The following is a 17,155-nucleotide window of genomic DNA, read 5'->3' on the forward strand; positions in this document are numbered from 1 at the left end:
CCCTACGAACGTAGGGGCTTTTCTGTATTTTAAACATTGTATTCTAATGAATACGTTGTACATATTATTTATTGAGTAATAGTAAACCTTTTATTATATACCATTCCATCAACTTGAACAGAGATAATATACATTCCTTTAGACAAGTTATTATCTAAATGAATCTTATGATTTAGTTCACCTCTGTTTATTTCAACTGATTCGGTGTACACTTTTTGACCAACATTATTGTAAACGGAGATTACCGCTTTATCATTAACATTAGCAAAGTTTCCTTTCAATGTAAACACACCATTATTTGGATTAGGGTATAAACCTAATTCGAAGTTATTAGCAACAGTATTGTTAATTGATACCGGAACATTTATCTCAAGTGTATTACTAGTATCGTAATCATTTACTCTACAAGGGAAGTCAGCCTGCAATAGACATTCTATCTTATCGTTAAGTGCCAGATCACTTGTTGTATAAGTAACAAATACAGCACCAGGAATATCTACACCATTCTTTCTCCATCTGTATTTAGGATTAATACCAGAGTTTGTTGTATTAGCATAGAAGGTAACTTTCTTACCCGGAACTAAAATAGTACCATTGCTCGATGTGATGTTAATAGTAGAAACTTCTTTCTTAACCACGTTCATAGTTGCAGAAGCCGAGTTAACATCAGGATTACACTTACCTCCTACTACACAACGGTATTTATAATTATCCATAGCTAGCGTTACACCTGTAATAGTAAGTGTACTGTTAGTGACACCACTGTATACACCTCCGTTATTCAAGTTATTCCATCCACTACCCATGTCTAATTGCCATTGGTAAGACAATACTGCACCTGTTGCGTTCACACCGAATGTAGTGTTATCACCTGCACAAACAACCTTGTTTGAAGGATTATCAGCAATAGCAGGTAAGCCATCAACAGTTAGGACTGCTGCATTTGTGGCAACTGAAGGAGCACAAACACTACTTACCACACAACGGAAAGAATATCCATTAATTGCAGCAGGAGCATTCATAATACTTAATATGTTAGAGGTAACATTATTATAAGTACCGCTACCGCCACCATTACTAATATTCACCCAACCAGCGCCTGCGTCTACTTGCCATTGATAGCTAATAGCCGAACCAGAAGCTGTACAAGAGATAGTTATATTGCTACCATTACATACGCTTGTATTTTGAGGTTGAGCCACAATAACTGGCAATGCATGTACTGTAAGTTTTCTTGATACAGTTGTAAGGCTTGGTGCACAAGCACCGCTTACAATACAACGATACTCATTACCATTCTCTACAGTAGTACCACCAGTAATAACAAGACTACCAGTATTAACACCACTATAGATACTACCATTTGATATATTGCTAAAGCTTGCACCGCTATTGTTACTTACTTGCCATTGGAAAGTAAGACCTGCACCTGTTGCCACCACATCAAATGTAGTATTGTTTCCATCACAGATCACTCTATCTACTGGTTGTGTTACGATTGCAGGTAATGCATTTACTACTAGCAATCTTGCACCTGAAACAATAGGAGTAGTAGTACAAATACCATTAACAACGCAACGGAACAATGTACTGCTTGATGTTACAGGAGGATTAGTAAGCGCTAATGTACTAGTAGTAGCACCACTGTAGATACCACCGTTTGTAACATTGCTATAAGTATTACCACCATCTGTACTAGACTCCCACTGGTAAGTAAGACCTGCACCTGAAGTTGCAACACTAAACACAGTATTATCACCAACACATATAGTACGGTTCACACCATGATTATGAATAGCAGGATTAGCATTAATAGTAAGCTTCACAGTATTAGTTATTGCTGCCGGAGTACAAGTACCACTCACAACACAACGATAGTGAACCTGATTTACAGTACTTGTTGCATTGGTTAAACTAAGCGTGTTTGTTGTTGCTCCACTATAGATACCTGTATTAGTTAGATTATTCCAAGTAGTACCAGCATCAGTACTTACTTGCCATTGGTACGAGATAGCTGTACCTGTAGCTGTTGTTGTAAAGCTTGTATTATTACCGGTACATATAGTACTATTTACAGGTTGGATTGTAATAGTAGGCAACGCATTAACAGTTAACTGTCTTGCTGCAGATGTAACGCTTGGCGTACATGCACCACTTATTACACAACGGTATTGGTTGTTATTTGCCGATGTAGGAACACTTGAAAGGTTCAGCGTGGCAGTTGTTGCATTACTATAGATACCTCCATTTGCAATGTTATTGAACGTTGCACCACCATTAGTACTTACTTGCCATTGATAAGTAAGGGCAGAACCAGTTGCCGTTACTCCAAAACTTGTATTAGTACCTTCACAAATCGTCTTATCAGTAGTCTGCGAAGTAAGTGCAGGCAATGTGTTAATTGTTAAGGTTGCTTCCGTAGTAGTTACACTTGGAGGGCAAGTACCACCTATAACGCAACGATATTTATAATTATGCTCCGTCATAGAAGCACCCGTTAAGTTTAGTGTTGCCGTAGACGCACCAGAATAAAGACCTCCATTGATTACATCATTATACGTCGCACCACCATCAATACTAACTTCCCACTTGTAAGTAAGTGCAGTACCTGTAGCAACAACATTAAATGATGCATTACCCACCACACATATAGCAGCGTTAGCAGGATGTGTAGTAATTGCAGGAGCTGTATTAATGGTCAAGGTTCTTACAACAGATGTAACAGATGGTGCACATGAACCACTTACAATACAACGGTATTGATAACCATTCATTGTAAGACCAGGTGCTGTCAACATCAAGCTTTGTGAAGTAACGCCACTATATACACCTGCATTAGATACATTATTGAACGTTGCACCTGCATCAGTACTTACTTGCCATTGGTAAGTAACATTAGCACCAGAACCTATGATATCGAAAGTTGTATTAGCACCTAAACAAATTGTTTTATCAATTGGTTGAGCAGCTATTGAAGGTGGAATCTGAACTATCAATAATCTAGCCGCTGACATTGTACTTGGAGTACATGTACCATTTACTACACAACGGAATAATGTACTGCTTGAAGTAGCTGGCACTGCTGTTAAAGATAAAGTAGCAGTTGTTGCACCTGAATAAATACCACCATTCACCACATTATTATATGTATTACCACCATCAGTGCTAGACTGCCATTGATAGGTCAAACCTGCACCTGTTGCTGTGATACCAAATGTTGTATTATCACTAACACAAATTGTACGGTTAACACCATGATCTGTAACTACAGGAGCAGCTAAGATGGTTAATGTTTTATTATCTGTTGTAACAAGTGGAGGGCATGTTCCACTAATAACACAATGGTACTGATGGCCTTGATTAGCAACAGTAGCTCCTGTAATATTCAATGTAGCTGTAGTAGCTCCTGAGTAAATACCACCATTCATTATATCACTAAATGTTGTACCACCATCTGTACTTACTCTCCATTGATAAGTCAAACCTGCTCCTGTTGCAGTTACACTAAAGCTAGTGTTACCACCAGGACAAATTGAGCTATTTGAAGGCTGTGTTGTAATTGCAGGCAAGCCATTTACAGTTAATGTTCTAGCTACTGAAGTAACTGCAGGAGGGCACGTACCACTTACAATACAACGATATTGATTGTTACTCATGCTTACGCCAGGTGTAGTCAACACTAAATTCTGAGTAGTAACACCACTATATACACCACCATTTGCTAGATTACTAAAAGTAGCTCCACCATTAGTACTCTCTTGCCATTGGTAAGTAATTCCTGCTCCTGAACCAATAATATCAAAGGTTGTACTAGCTCCGAAACAGATAGTTTTATCTACCGGCTGAATTGAGATAGATGGTAATTCGTTTACAACTAATAGTCTTGGTGCTGAAGTAACATTTGGAGTACAAACTCCATTCACTAGACAACGGAATAATGTACTACTAGATGTAGCTGGCACTGCTGTTAAAGACAATGTTGCTGTTGTTGCTCCCGAATAGATACCTCCATTGTTTACATTACTATAAGTAGTACCACCATCAATGCTCGATTGCCATTGGTACGTTAATGCGGTTCCTGTAGCCGTAATACCAAATGTTGTATTATCGCTGGCACATATTGTTTTATTAACTCCGTTATCTGTTATTGAAGGAGCTGTATTTATAGTTAACGTTCTAGCTACTGAAGTAACTGCAGGAGGGCATGTACCACTTACAATACAACGATATTGATTATTGTTCATGCTTACACCAGGAGTGGTCAACACTAAATTCTGAGTAGTAACACCACTATATACACCTCCATTTGCTAGATTACTAAAAGTAGCTCCGCCATTAGTACTCTCTTGCCATTGGTAAGTAACATTAGCACCAGAACCTATGATATCGAAAGTAGTATTAGCACCTAAGCAAATTGTTTTATCAATCGGCTGTGCAGTTATCGAAGGCAATTCATTTACTACAAGAAGTCTTGCAGCAGACATTGTACTTGGCGTACATGTACCATTTACCACACAACGGAATAATGTACTACTAGATGTAGCCGGCACTGCTGTTAAAGATAAAGTAGCAGTTGTTGCTCCTGAATAGATACCTCCATTAACAACATTGTTATAAGTTGTACCACCGTCAGTACTAGACTGCCACTGATAAGTCAAACCAGATCCTGTAGCAGTAATACCAAATGTTGTATTATCTCCTGCACATATTGTTTTATTAACTCCGTTATCTGTTACTGAAGGAACGGTTAACACTGTCACAGTAGCAGCATTAGAATTTACACTTGGAGGACAAGTGCCACTTACTACACAACGGTATTGATTATTATGAATAGAAGCAGGTGCTCCTGTAATATTTAATGTAGCTGTAGTTGCATTACTATAAATACCACCATTATTTATATTAGTGAAGGTAGCACCACCATCAATACTATGTTGCCATTGATACATCAAACCTGCTCCAGTTGCAGTTACACTAAAGCTAGTGTTACTTCCAGGACAAACTGAACTGTTTGAAGGGTGTATCGTAACTGCAGGTAAAGCATTAACGGTTAATGTTCTAGCTACTGATGTAACTGCCGGAGGACATGTACCACTCACAATACAACGGTATTGATTATTGTTCATGCTTACAGGCGGAGTAGTCAATACTAAGTTTTGAGAAGTAACACCACTATATACACCACCATTTGCTAGATTACTAAAAGTAGCTCCACCATTAGTACTCTCTTGCCATTGGTAAGTAATTCCTGCTCCTGAACCAATAATATCAAAGGTTGTACTAGCTCCGAAACAGATCGTCTTGTCTATTGGTTGAATTGCAATTGAAGGCAATTCATTTACTACAAGAAGTCTTGCAGCAGAGGTAACATTTGGCGTACAAGCACCGTTTACCACACAACGGAATAATGTACTACTAGATGTAGCTGGCACTGCTGTTAAAGACAATGTTGCTGTTGCTGCTCCTGAATAGATACCTCCATTGTTTACATTATTATAAGTAGTACCGCCGTCAGTACTAGACTGCCACTGATAAGTCAAAGCAGAGCCTGTTGCCGTAATACCAAATGTTGTATTATCGCCGGCACATATTGTTTTATTAACTCCATTATCTGTTATTGCAGGAGCTGTATTTATAGTTAATGTTCTTGTTGTAGAAGTAACACTAGGCGTACAAGTACCGCTAACCACACAACGATACTGATAGTTGTTCATCCCAATAGGAGGTGCAGTTATTGACAGGTTTTGAGAAGTAGTACCTGAATAGATACCTCCGTTATTTAAATTCGAAAAGGTAGCTCCACCATTGATACTTTCTTGCCATTGATAAGTTACATTAGCACCTGAACCAATGATATCAAAAGTGACATTATCACCCAAACAAATTGTTTTATCAATTGGTTGTGCAGTGATCGATGGTAATTCATTTACCACTAGCAATCTTGCACCTGATATTGCATTTGGAGGACATGTACCACTTACCACACAACGAAACAAAGTGCTACTTGAAGTAGCTGGTACTGCTGTTAAAGCAAGGTTAGGCGTTGTTGCACCTGAATAGATACCACCATTCACTACGTTGTTATAAGTAGTACCACCATTTGTACTAGACTGCCACTGATAAGTAATACCTGCTCCTGATGCTATTACATCAAATGTAGTATTACTACCTGCACATATAGTTTTATTAACTCCATGAGAAACTATTGAAGGTAAAACGTTTACAACCAACAATCTTGCAGCTGAAGTATTGGTACAACCACCACCACTTACTACACAACGGAAAAGTGTACTACTAGATGAAGCAGGCACAGCAGTAAGTGTTAACGTAGCAGAAGTTGCTCCTGAGTATATACCGCCATTAACAACGTTGTTATAAGTAACACCGCCGTTAATGCTAGACTCCCATTGGTAGGTTAAACCTCCACCTGTTGCCACTACACTAAATGTAGTATTATCACCAGCACAAATATTTCTATTTACGCCATGGTCAGTAACAACAGAGGTTGCATTAACTGTTACTGAAACAGGATAGTTAATACTAGTTACTGCACCGCCATCACGAGCAGTAAGGATACCATTGTAAGTACCTGCTGCTGCTGTACCAGGTACAGTAGTCGTAATTGGGCTTGCAGGAAATGCTACATTAGCAACATCGTTAAAACCCTGAGCTTCAGCAGCCGCATCCCAGTCTATACTATAATCTACTGGGGCACCTGTAGTAGCCGAGTATGTAAAACCTGCTGTGGTAATACCACTACATACTGTCGGGGAACTGTTGGTAAATGTAATTGTTGGTTGTGCTAATGCTTGCATACTAATAAGTAGCGAAAGCATACTGAGGAATAGACTTTTCCTAAAAACAGCACTGTGTTTTTTGTCGAGTAATTTTACAATCATGTTCTTGTTTTTGGGGTATTAATTTTCATTTTATATATAGTTGTAACATAGTCTTGTGTTAAGAATAACACTTGATTCTATACAGCAACTGATATATAAAACTTTAAAAGGTCTGGCAAAATACGAATTATAATTGCTTTATCATAGAATTGTCATATTAAATAATAATAAATAAAATTTATAAGCGTCTATTTATTAAGTGTAAAAATGTATAAAATAATAGGCTATTGACTAACATTCCGTATATATTCCTTCGTGGTTGACACCTTCCTTATATATACTTTTCTATTGTTGTTCAGTACAAATTCAGACAATCCAACATGTGTAGTGTTAGCAACATTCCAGTCCCAAGTGTACCCTAAACCCGAAAATGGATATTGAGACAGCATACTACTTTCAGAAAAAGAGCCTACAGAATAGTTATTAAGACCATCTAAATATGGGTCACTCAACACAAGTGGCATATATTCGAAATTAATACTGGAATCAATTGCAGGCCTAAACTGGTCTCCATCCTTCACCCACATTTCAACAAAAAGACTATTGGTAGATGCGGGAGTCAAACCTAATAATTGCATCAAACGCATCCTTTGCTTCTCCTTACACTTATAAGCAGCTATACTGTCTTCTCTTTTATTGGCTTGCCTAAACAGCCATCTATCAAACCAGCTTTTCTTTTCATAGGGACAGTCAAACTCCTCCTTATGTCTTTTTATCCAGCTATTCAGCTCACTGGCTTTTGTTACAAAAAATGGATATACAAAGAAATCTTTATAGGTAGTAAAATATGGCAATCCGGTCTTAGGCGTGTCAATCCCCAAATAGTCTCCAAAACCTTTGGATTTCCAAGCTGTCATTAATATATACCGCTCCCCTCCTATTACAGTATCATAACCTTTTTTATCATCTGTAGTCAAACTGACCAAATAATGATTATTACTATAATAGGTAGATTTTGCCTTGTAAGAAGAATAAGACCTTGATGTACTCACATTCTTAGCATACTCCTGCCAAAGCTTATTTATCGCCTTTGTTTCATCTAAAGCAACAGTATAATAGAAGAACTGATGCATCAGTTCAGTTTGTTCTTCTGTTAGTGGCTTGTTCTTATCCTGAGGTAAAAAACCTGCTTTTACTAAGTATTTATAGGTAGAGTCATTAAATAGACCAGCATCAAACTTATTAGCAGTTTGACCAACGGCACTATATGCCCAAAATATCATGGTGCAAGCAATAAATGTGATAGATACCTTCATAGCAACCGTTTTATATAGTTAAATTAATATATAAACTCAAGGCGCAAAGGTAACACACAGCAACTCCATAAAACAGAGTATAAACACCTGTTTTTACAAACCCAATATTAGGAAAGCGGTTAATTACATTTTTATTAATTTGTAGGTAGATCGTGGTACACCCTCCAGTTTTAGGAAGTATAGTCCTGCTGGAAGGTCAGAAATATTTACTACTTGATTATTTGACACGCTGATATCTTTCAACAAGCTACCAGTCATATCAAATAGCTGTAGCTTCTTACTCTCAGCTTCTTTATTCATTACCACTGTAATATTTTCAACTGTTGGGTTGGGATAAAACTTCCAGAATACATCATTTGTGTTCTTTGTACGAATACCTGTAGTACAGTCAAATACTATTATAGAGGAGTAAGTAGTATCTATAGGACATTTTGAATTAGGATCGACTACCCCACATTTATATTTACCAGGTGTTGTAATAAACATGGTATCCTTATTGGTAATAGCGGATAATAATGTGTCATTTTTATACCAAAATATATGTTCAGCACCTGATAATGATCCATTGATATGCAATGCTGCAAACCATACCGTATCTCCAACACAAGGGTCTTTTTGCTGCCTAATATCAAAATAGTACCCAGAGAAATCAGGCGTTTTAGTAAACTTCCTTGAAAGCTCAGTACATCCGCCAACAGTTGCAAATACGGAATAAGAAGAACCACTATACTTTCTATAGTTAGTAAGGGTTTGTGCATTTTCTGGCACCAAAACTCCATCAACAACCCACTGGTAAGCATCAGCAGCTTGTGTTAACAAAGTATCGACATGGCATACCCAAGGATTATTGGTGTATATAGTTGGTGTATGGCTGCAAAACTGTACAGTTGTGTCGCTAGTGCTGGTATGCACTCCCTGTAGGTCGCAGGATGATGTTGTTAATGTAATTTTATAGGTACCATTTGTGCTATAGGAATGAGATGGATATGCTATGCTAGAGGTACCTCCATCACCAAATGTCCATGAATATTGCTCTACCGCAGGAGAATATTTATGCGTTAAAACCACTTCATTTAAGCCTGTGCCGATCTCGTAGAAAAAATCTGATGTTGGCGCTTGTTTAAAATCCCAAGCACTAAGATTATTATATACCTGAGCTTTCACTGCGTTTCTTATAATAGAGGCCTCTATAGCAGTAAGGCCGGGGTTATAGGTTATTAATGTTGGGTCTTTTTTAAATATAGTTGAATAAAAACAACAATCTGCAGCATAAGAACCAGCCAATGATGGATGACTACCATCGGACTGATAAAGATCAATACTGGGGTTGTTAGTTCTTAAAAATTGCCAAACAACAGATACTGGTGAAACCTCTGCATTTATATCAGTAGCCAGATCGTAATAGTTATTTCTCAATGTTGTATCCATACCCAAATAAGTACACATTACAGGATACTTTTGACAATTAGTGGGATCTCCATTTTTACGACCCCATGTTACATATAGCATGGTTACCGAGCAGGAATTGTATTGATTAGCAATATCGTTCAACCCTTTTGCTCCCCCCTTAAATTTTCCTGTTTTTGTAATAGGCTCTTGGCTTTGTCCTTGCAGTACAATATAGTCCCAAGTTTGATTCTTTATTTTATTAGTAGCATTAGTGTCTTGTCCATGTTCTTGCAGCGTATATCCTCCTGGTGCATAAACATCATAGGCAAGTGTATCTCCTACAGATAGTGCTGCATTAGCTACTAACTGTGGTAGGTTATTTACATAGGTATAACTATTGCCTAAGAATAATACTTTCCTCGTGGTTTGGGCAATCACTGAAGTAGCTACAAAAAACAATAAGGCAATAAAACAGATATACTTATTTATCGAAAACATAATGAGTTGTACTCTTTATACATACAATAAGACGCCCTTTTAGCATTATTGGTTGATTTATGTATAAGAATACAACACATTTATATCAAGAAAGAAAAATAACGGATGGAAGTTTTAATAAGTTTGTGTATAGTTTTCTAGTACAGAACCTCCGAATATTTTAATCAAATTTTGAGCTATATCAATATTTAGCGCTTTCTCAAACCCTAAAATATTCATTCTTATAATCTCATCATTTTCCGAAGTAAAATGAACATCCCACTGCAATATCGTATCTTCCTCCTCCTCTTCTAACATTACAACACCTAATGATTGTTGTAATCCGAATACATTTGGTTCGTCTGCCAAAGTCACAAAACCTTTGTCGTGGACGTACCATAACATAGTTTCACTATGAGAGAGCACCTCTCCCTTTTCTGTCATTGGATAAAAATGGCAAGTGTAACCTGTACATACATTTTCATTATTATAATTTGCATCTAACCTCTTTAACCCTAAGCTGTACTCTGGCATTCGTTCTAACTTCCCAACTAATGCCCACACTTCAGAAATAGATGCATTGAGTTTCAATCTTATCCTATTCCTTAATGGGCTCTTTACAAATTGACTAGCTTTAGGAACAATAATATTAATGCTCTTTTGCGCTGCTGTTTGGTTTTCATTTTCTTCTGTTTTCATACCTTTTTGTGAGCCACAACTCGTAATAATAATGGCTATGGTAAAAATTAAAAGTTGTTTCATTTATACTAATTTTTCTATTTGACACAAAAGTAGAACTGGCTAGTGACAACAGTATGTCAACAGTGTTGAGTTAATTTGCAAATATTCCCTAAGGGCTATGTATGTCTAAAAACACTTAAACACTTGCTAAACTTAACAATGTAAAAAACATATAAAGTGATATAACGACAGCTTTCACAAAAGATACTTAACGGCTTTTTTTATATTTATAACAACCAACAAAAAGATACTCATGCAGATTGAACCAAAACACCAAAATCCGCTAAAAGACTATCTATCCCCTCATTATATTCATAAAAGCAACTGGCTTAGAGCTTCTGTGCTAGGTGCTAATGATGGGTTGTTATCTACAGCAAGTATTGTTGTAGGTGTTGCATCAGCAAGTACATCTCGCGAGGCTATAGTACTGGCTGCCTTAGCAGGCTTGGTAGCAGGAGCATTGTCCATGTCGGCTGGCGAATATGTATCTGTAAGTTCTCAAACAGACATTGAAAAATCAGACATAGCACGCGAAGCAAAAGAGTTGGAAGAGATGCCCGAAGAAGAGTTGCAATACCTAGCTACTATTTACGAACAAAGAGGATTGAAAAAAGAAACAGCCCTTCAAGTAGCTAAGGAGTTAACCGAACATGATGCATTGGGGGCACATATTAGAGACGAGTTAGGCATCAACGAAATTAGTCAGGCCAAGCCGCTACAAGCAGCTTTGGCATCTGGAGCTTCTTTCACTTTCGGAGCAGTATTACCTCTCTTGATTTCCATCTTTATGCCTGTAAAAGACATGGTCTACTACCAATACGGTTTTACTATTGCATTTTTGATATTGCTTGGTGCAGTAGCTGCAAAGACAGGTGGTTCTAACGTTGGAAAAGCGATACTTCGCATCACTCTATGGGGCACATTAGCAATGGTACTTACTGCTGTAGTAGGTCGTATTTTTGGAGTAGCAGTATAAAAAAATACCAACTAGTACTCCTTTGCTTATGGTATTAGCCTAAACTCAACTACCCAAAGCACTAATGTTTGATTTTCTTAACTTTGCAGTATGAGCAGTCAGGAAACACAGTCGGTATCAGCCTTTAACAATGAGCTAAAATTGAAAGGGTTCAAGGTATTCAGAATTGAAGAAGACAGCAATGCTACACGTATTTACAGCAGGAAAGACTTTTATAAAATATGCCTAACAACCGGCAAGAGCAAGATACACTACGCAGACCGTAGCTTTGATGAAGAAGGCACTATCCTGTTTTTTGGCAACCCGCACATCCCCTATTCATGGGAAACCTTATCTACTACCTATATTGGCTATACGTGTTTGTTCTCAGAAGAATTCCTAAAGCTTTCAGAGCGTGCAGAAAGTCTATTACACTCCCCCCTATTCAAAATAGGAGGCACACCTATACTACATATCACACCTGAGCAACGAGATTTTCTAAACAGCTTATTTCAGAAAATGATTGAAGAACAGGAGTCGGAATATGCTTATAAGGACGAGCTAATACGTAACTATATCCAGCTCATCCTCCACGAAGCCATGAAACTACAACCTTCTGAGCACTTCGACCAGCACAAAAATGCAGCTTCGCGTGTTACAGCAGTATTCTTAGAGCTTCTGGAACGACAATTCCCCATTGAGACCATAGACCGTCCACTACAGCTCAAAACCGCTCAAGACTATGCCAATGGACTGGCCATACACGTCAATTACCTGAACCGTTCTATAAAAGAAGTAACAGGAAGATCGACCAGTACACATATTGCTGAACGGATCGTAAGCGAAGCTAAAGCGCTGCTGCACCATACCAACTGGAACATTGCAGACATTGCCTATGCGCTTGGTTTTGAATACCCTACCTATTTCAACAACTACTTTAAAAGAATGACGGGCACTAATCCGAAAGCCTACCGAGAGCAGGTAGTTTGATTTTCTTAATCATTGGTTTGATTATCATTTGTAACAGGGCTCCACGCAGCTGTAACTTTGCTTTCAAGAATTAGCTTATAAAAAGAGCTGTTCTTGTCAAACAATAGTGTTATGAAAAAAATAATCATCATCGCATCTGCTGCACTAATGATTTTAGCACAGGGTTGCAAAGAGAACCAACAACAAGAAACATTAAAAAAAGTAGACAATATGGAACAAGACAATAAGTATACCTTCACTTTGAGTGATAAGGTGACTCGCAAAAAAGTAACTTTCAAAAACAGATATGGCATTACCCTAACAGGCGACCTATATCTACCCAAAGAGACTACCAATACTACTTTGGCAGCATTGGTCATTAGCGGACCGTTTGGTGCCGTAAAAGAACAAGCTTCAGGACTGTATGCTAACCAAATGGCGGAACGTGGTTTTGCTGCATTGGCCTTTGATGCTTCTTACACAGGCGAAAGTGGTGGTGAGCCCCGCAATGTAGCATCTCCCGACATCAACACCGAAGATTTCAGTGCAGCTATTGACTTTATTGGTCTTCAGGAAAACATAGACCGTAATAAGGTAGGAATTATTGGCATCTGTGGCTTTGGCGGTTTTGCCTTAAACGCAACAGTGGTAGACAAACGTGTTAAAGCTGTAGCCACCACCAGCATGTACGACATGTCGAGGGTAAATGCAAAAGGATATTTTGACGCTACGACTCCAGAGCAACGCACCCAAATATTAGAACAAATGAGCTTGCAACGTTGGGAAGATGCTAAAAACGGTACACCTGCACTCACCCCAATGGGCTTGCCCGATCAACTACAAGGCAACGAACCACAGTTTGTAAAAGACTATTACGACTATTACAAAACAGACAGAGGTTTCCACCCACGTTCTATCAACTCCAATAGCTCTTGGACCATCACCACACCGCTATCTTTGATGAACATGCCTATCCTCACTTATATCAATGAAATATCTCCACGCCCTATGCTAGTGATAGCTGGAGAAAATGCACACTCCCGCTACTTTAGTGAAGATGCTTATAAAGCAGCAGCAGAACCAAAGGAACTAATGATCATCCCTAATACGGTACACACAGACTTGTATGACAAGGTGGATATCATTCCTTTCGACAAACTGGAAAGTTTCTTTACAAAAAACCTGAATTAATGAAAAAAAATTGGACTGTAGTGCTACTATGTTTATTGACATTCACGAGCATGTATAGCTGCAACAAACAAAAAAACGAAGGCATGAGTACACAAAATTTAGACGCCATTTTTCCGAAAGGCGAATTAGGACCGGCAGAACTCTTCACCGGCAATGCGTGGAATTTTAATCTGCTATCTGTTGACTCAACCAACAACACTCTAGTAGGTAATGTATATTTTGAACCGGGTGCTAGAAGCAACTGGCATACACACCTAGCTGGGCAAATACTCATTATCACAGATGGTGTAGGCTATCATCAAATTGAAGGACAGCCGATAGAAACCATCAAGAAAGGCGATGTAGTTTGGTGTCCGCCCAATGTGAAACATTGGCACGGTGCAAGTAAAGATGTAGGTTTGCAACAGATATATGTAGTACCTAACACAGAAAAGGGTATTGTAGACTGGAAAGAGCAAGTAAGCGAAGAGCAATACAATAGCCACTAAAAAACATTAAACAATATGCCACACATTACAGTAAAACTTTGGCCGGGAAATGACGAAGAACGCAAACAACAACTAGCCGACCATATAGTAGAAAGTGCAGTAGAAATACTAGGCCTTCGTGAAGAATCTTTTTCCGTATCGTTTGAAGAGGTTACACCTCAAGACTGGAAGGAGCAGGTATACCTACCCGATATAGTAAACAAGAAAGACAAGCTCTATAAGAAACCTGGATACGAAATGTAAAAGCCAAATACACCGCTAGCACTAAAAAGACAAAAGCCTCTGATAATCAGAGGCTTTTACAATATCTGGTGATCCGGATTGGATTCGAACCAATGACCGTCTGCTTAGAAGGCAGATGCTCTATCCAGCTGAGCTACCGAACCATTTATTGCGCTGCAAAGTTAAATAAAAATTAGGTAAAAACGCTCTTAGTTTTCTGATTTTCCTTTTATTGGCTGCGGAGTAGGTGCTTCGCCATCTTCTCTAACATCTATTGTTATGATATTTGACGTATAGTTCCACATACCTCTACCCCATTTAAAACCGTCATATTGCCCACTTGGCACAAAGGTATATTTCCTATTAGGGTCGTTTACTTGAGATACGAGCTTGTCAAAATAAATACCATCTATATCCGCACCCCAGTTCATCGACACTTGTACTTCTTTTTTATACTCAAGAATAAAACGGTTCACCGTTCCACCCGGTGCATTGGCAGGACCATACATTTTAAAAATCGGCATACCAAATACAACACCATCATCGGTGATCCTCATTGGATCTAGTACCTTTTTATTACTAATAGGGGCGCTGGCATTCTTCCCGAATAGTGTATATATTTTTTCACCATCCTTTTCTTTAGTAACGATATTATATATCAAAGCGCCATACCACTTACCCTTTGTAAGTATGCTATCTTGAGCGCCTTTCTTCATCTCGTTAGAGTAGTCATACAAGGGATATAGCTTTAGCTCCTCTTCAGGCATTTGTATGGCCGCATAATACCTAAAGCCTACGTCTGTAGGCTCTGTTATCCAGTTGAATATTCTAAACTCCTTACCTACCGGCTCTATAATATTGACCGAATTACTTAAGCGCTCAAAAGGATACTGGTAAGAGTTCGGCACCTTCAAAGCACGTATCAATTGCTTGATGAAACGCTCTGTATGCCCAACCCTATCTTCAGGTATAAAGGCATGATACATAGAGTCTACCGTTACTAACAAGGAGTCTTCTATCTTTTCAATGGTCTTAAAATCTTGTGCTTTAGTACCACCAGAAAACAATAAAACAACAAGTACCGTTGCTACGAATAATTTATTAAGCATTGCACCCATACATTTAGTTCAAACCTAAACAATTTCTTTGAAACCTTACAACAGGTGATGTTAAACTATGTTTTTAAGGTAAAAGCAATTATTTTCGAGGCTATAAATAATTGTGCGGATGCAAATAGTACAACAGATATTATTCATACTCCTTACAGGGGCGGCTATATACTTCTTTGCCAAGAAAGTTGGCGAAATAAGAAGAAACATAAAACTAGGTAGAGACGAGGACTTGAGCGACAATTCGGGACAGCGTTGGCGCAATATGGTTTTATTAGCGCTGGGGCAGAAAAAAATGTTCAAACGCCCTATCCCCGCTATACTTCACCTATTTGTATACGCAGGCTTTATTATAATTAATATTGAAATATTAGAAATAATACTAGATGGGATACTGGGTAAGCACAGACTTTTTGCACCAATGTTAGGTGGTCTTTACTCTGTACTTGTCGGTTCTTTTGAGGTTTTAGCAGCACTGGTACTTATATCTTGTGTTATCTTCTTGATAAGAAGAAATATGCTAAAGATACCCCGCCTTATAAAAGGAGAACTAAAGGGATGGCCAAAGAATGATGCAAATATTATCCTTATAACAGAGGTTGTTTTAATGAGCTTATTCTTAGCAATGAATACTGCTGACCTTGTTCTACAAAGCAGAGGTATAGCTCACTATACACAAACAGAACCTTTTTGGCTGACCAGCAACTTCACTTCAATGTTTGCAGGCTTGTCTGACAATGCTCTAATAGCTATAGAGCGTGGTGGCTGGTGGCTACACATCATAGGTGTGTTGCTCTTCATGAACTACCTCCCTTACTCTAAGCATTTCCATGTTATAGTTGCCTTCCCCAATGCGTACTACATGCGCTTGGCTCAGCAAGGTGAAATTAGCAACATGAAGGATATACAAAACGAGGTATTGTATATGATGGAGCCAGACAAGGCCCCTACTGATGCACCTCCGGCAGAACCTCAACGCTTTGGCGCTAAGGATGTCATGGACTTGAGCTGGAAAAACCTAATGGATTCCTATGCCTGTACAGAGTGTGGTAGATGTACTGATATGTGCCCTGCTAACCAAACAGGCAAACTGTTATCCCCACGTAAAATAATGATGGACACTCGCGACCGCTTGGAAGAAGTGGGTGCCAACATCAATAAAAACAAAGAGTTTCAAGATGATGGAAAATCTTTGGTACACGACTATATCTCGGTAGAAGAACTAAGGGCATGTACCACTTGTCAGGCTTGTGTTGAAGCTTGCCCTGTAACCATCAACCCTCTTGATATTATCACACAGCTTCGCCGTTACCTGATCATGGAAGAAAGTAACAGCCCAGAAGAATGGAACCTAATGTTTAGCAATGTAGAGAACAATATGGCGCCTTGGAAATTCAGTCCTGACGAGCGTGATAAATGGGCCGAAGAAATGGCAGAAGCTTAATTATACTAACAATAG

The 17,155-nt window shown here is 38.5% G+C and carries 11 protein-coding genes and 1 tRNA gene; 6 read left to right on the forward strand and 6 right to left on the reverse strand.

Annotation, left to right across the window (positions count from 1 at the left end; translation table 11 throughout):
- Positions 1–68 precede the first annotated feature (68 nt).
- The 4 genes from R2800_05580 to R2800_05595 form a co-directional block, all read right to left on the reverse strand.
- Complete coding sequence (locus tag R2800_05580) at positions 69–6,899, reverse strand: T9SS type A sorting domain-containing protein (protein ID MEZ5016505.1); 6,831 nt, start codon at positions 6,897–6,899, stop codon at positions 69–71.
- A 224-nt stretch (positions 6,900–7,123) separates the two neighbouring features.
- The gene (locus tag R2800_05585; GenBank protein ID MEZ5016506.1) at positions 7,124–8,155 is read right to left on the reverse strand and encodes a hypothetical protein; all 1,032 of its coding nucleotides are present in this window, start codon (positions 8,153–8,155) and stop codon (positions 7,124–7,126) included.
- Positions 8,156–8,278: 123 nt separating this feature from the next.
- Complete coding sequence (locus tag R2800_05590; protein MEZ5016507.1) at positions 8,279–10,042, reverse strand: T9SS type A sorting domain-containing protein; 1,764 nt, start codon at positions 10,040–10,042, stop codon at positions 8,279–8,281.
- Positions 10,043–10,156: 114 nt separating this feature from the next.
- Complete coding sequence (locus R2800_05595) at positions 10,157–10,783, reverse strand: hypothetical protein (GenBank protein MEZ5016508.1); 627 nt, start codon at positions 10,781–10,783, stop codon at positions 10,157–10,159.
- Between the two features lie 232 nt (positions 10,784–11,015).
- On the opposite strand from R2800_05595, the gene R2800_05600 reads away from it, so the two are divergent.
- The 5 genes from R2800_05600 to R2800_05620 all read left to right on the forward strand — a co-directional run bounded on the left by R2800_05600 (position 11,016) and on the right by R2800_05620 (position 14,608).
- Complete coding sequence (locus R2800_05600; protein ID MEZ5016509.1) at positions 11,016–11,738, forward strand: VIT family protein; 723 nt, start codon at positions 11,016–11,018, stop codon at positions 11,736–11,738.
- A gap of 90 nt (positions 11,739–11,828) precedes the next feature.
- The gene (locus R2800_05605; protein ID MEZ5016510.1) at positions 11,829–12,707 is read left to right on the forward strand and encodes a helix-turn-helix domain-containing protein; all 879 of its coding nucleotides are present in this window, start codon (positions 11,829–11,831) and stop codon (positions 12,705–12,707) included.
- A 111-nt stretch (positions 12,708–12,818) separates the two neighbouring features.
- Positions 12,819–13,877 (forward strand): alpha/beta hydrolase, encoded by a 1,059-nt coding sequence (locus R2800_05610; protein ID MEZ5016511.1) that lies wholly within the window; start codon positions 12,819–12,821, stop codon positions 13,875–13,877.
- 83 nt (positions 13,878–13,960) lie between these two features.
- On the forward strand, positions 13,961–14,365 hold the full coding sequence (locus R2800_05615; protein ID MEZ5016512.1) for a cupin domain-containing protein: 405 nt from the start codon (positions 13,961–13,963) through the stop codon (positions 14,363–14,365).
- 15 nt (positions 14,366–14,380) lie between these two features.
- Positions 14,381–14,608 (forward strand): tautomerase family protein, encoded by a 228-nt coding sequence (locus tag R2800_05620; protein MEZ5016513.1) that lies wholly within the window; start codon positions 14,381–14,383, stop codon positions 14,606–14,608.
- Between the two features lie 66 nt (positions 14,609–14,674).
- Here the strand turns inward: R2800_05620 and R2800_05625 are convergent.
- Both R2800_05625 and R2800_05630 read right to left on the reverse strand, forming a co-directional pair.
- Positions 14,675–14,751: transfer RNA gene (locus R2800_05625), tRNA-Arg, on the reverse strand.
- 45 nt (positions 14,752–14,796) lie between these two features.
- Entirely contained in the window at positions 14,797–15,696 is a 900-nt protein-coding gene (locus R2800_05630) for a hypothetical protein (protein MEZ5016514.1), read from the reverse strand.
- A 118-nt stretch (positions 15,697–15,814) separates the two neighbouring features.
- On the opposite strand from R2800_05630, the gene R2800_05635 reads away from it, so the two are divergent.
- A complete protein-coding gene (locus R2800_05635) occupies positions 15,815–17,140 on the forward strand; it encodes a (Fe-S)-binding protein (GenBank protein MEZ5016515.1) in 1,326 nt (441 codons plus the stop codon).
- Positions 17,141–17,155: the final 15 nt, after the last annotated feature.

The organism is Flavipsychrobacter sp. (assembly GCA_041392855.1).
Classification (GTDB): Bacteria; Bacteroidota; Bacteroidia; order Chitinophagales; family Chitinophagaceae; genus UBA5543.